The sequence below is a fragment of the Polaromonas sp. genome, from assembly GCF_041689105.1.
GTDB lineage: Bacteria > Pseudomonadota > Gammaproteobacteria > Burkholderiales > Burkholderiaceae_C > Polaromonas.
The window spans coordinates 1-1,784 of record NZ_JBDNGU010000207.1 but is presented as its reverse complement, the minus strand read 5'-3'; the positions used below and the strand labels follow the sequence as shown (position 1 = coordinate 1,784).

The following is a 1,784-nucleotide window of genomic DNA, read 5'->3' as shown; positions in this document are numbered from 1 at the left end:
GTTTTGTGTGCTGCCGAATATCTTATGCCACGTAATTAAAACGACTGAAATCGATCGATCAGCCTGTCAGTTGTCCTTGATGCGTCTTCCATTTGCTACTTATCTGATAGTCCAATGCGCAAGCTCTAACGGCCGTTTGATCAAGTCGCAATATAGCGCTTGAAAGTAAGCGACCAGCGAACCCACCCTTGACACACCGACGCAGCCGCTGGCGTAGAGATCAGATGCTGGCGAGGGCTGGCGCCCAGCGATGCGGCAGCAACTCGTCGATACGGTTGTTCGGCTGCGTAGGCAGCCGAGTCAGCACATCCTTCAGGTAGGCATACGGGTCATGCCCATTGAGCTTGGCTGACTGGATCAGGCTCATGACGGCCGCCGCCCGCTGACCCGCTCTGAGCGAGCCCGCAAACAGCCAGTTGTTTCGTCCGATGGCAATCGGCCGGATCTGGTTCTCGATCCAGTTGTTATCGATAGGCAATTGCCCGTCATCGAGGAAGCGCGTGAGCGCTCCCCAGCGTCTCAAGCTGTAGTCCAGCGCTTTGGCCGTGGCCGAGCCGTCGGTGATTTTTTGGCGCTGCAGCACCATCCACTGGTGCAACGCATCAGCCAGCGGTTTGGACTTGGCCTGGCGGAGTTGTCGTCGTTCATCGACATTGAGGTTCTTGACCTCACGCTCAACGTCATACAGCTGGCCGATGTACTGCAGCGCCTGCTCTGCGATCTGGCTCTTGTTGCTCACATGCAGGTCAAAGAACTTTCGCCGGGCATGGGCCAGACAGCCCGCCTCCAGGATGCCATTGGCAAAGCTCGCTTTGTAACCACTGAAGTCATCACAGACCAGCGCGCCTTTCCAATTTCCCAGGAAGGCACGCGCGTGCTCGCCCGCTCGGCTTTCACAGAAGTCGTAGACCACCGCCCTAAAGTCTTCAAAGGCCCCCGGCGCATACGCCCACAGGTAAGCGCGGTGCGTTTTCTTGTTACCCGGCTTGAGCATGGCCACCGGCGTCTCGTCGGCATGCAGCACAGCGTGGCCAAGCATTGTGTCTTTCAAGGCATCGACCAGCGGCTGCAGTTGAACCCCACACACGCCCACCCATGCGCTAAGCGTTGAGCGCGGCAGCGCCATGCCGGCGCGGGCAAAGATGGTTTCCTGGCGGTACAGCGGCAGGTGATCCGAATATTTGGCCACCAGCACCTGGGCCAGCAGGCCGGCGGTCGGGATGCCTTTGTCAATAATCTGCGCGGGCACCGGCGCCTGAATCAAGGTCTGGCATTTGGCGCAGGCCCATTTACCCCGGATGTGGCGCTCCACCGTGAACAGGCCGGGCGTGTAGTCCAGCTTCTCGCTCACATCTTCCCCGATGCGCTTGAGTTGGCAGCCGCAGCCACAGGTGGTGGACTCCGGCTCGTGGTGCATCTCCACGCGGGGCAGCTCAGGCGGCAAAGGGGTGCGTTTGGGGTGCTTGGAGGTGTCGGTGCCGGTTTTGGTGGGCGGTGCGAGGTTTTGCAGTTCCTGCTCAATGGCTGCGATGTCGGCATCGATGGTTTCATCGAGCAGGCTGGCTTGGGCCGCATCGAGGCGCTCGCGGCTCTTGCCGAACTTCCAGCGTTTGAGGACCGCCATCTCGTGGGTGAGCTGCTCGATCTTGGCTTGGCGGTATTTGATCTCGCCGCCCAGGCGTTGCAGCTCTTGGTCTTTGTTGGCAATGGCTTGACCGTGTTGCTGGCTTTGGTGCGCGATCTTTGCAATCAAATCGCCGGCCAATTCCCGCAGTTGTTCTGCG

The 1,784-nt window shown here is 59.6% G+C and carries 1 protein-coding gene; it reads right to left on the bottom strand.

What is annotated here, in order from left to right; genetic code table 11:
• Positions 1-220 precede the first annotated feature (220 nt).
• A partial coding sequence (locus tag ACESMT_RS20390; RefSeq protein ID WP_372828426.1) for an IS66 family transposase occupies positions 221-1,784 on the bottom strand: 1,564 nt, incomplete at its 5' end.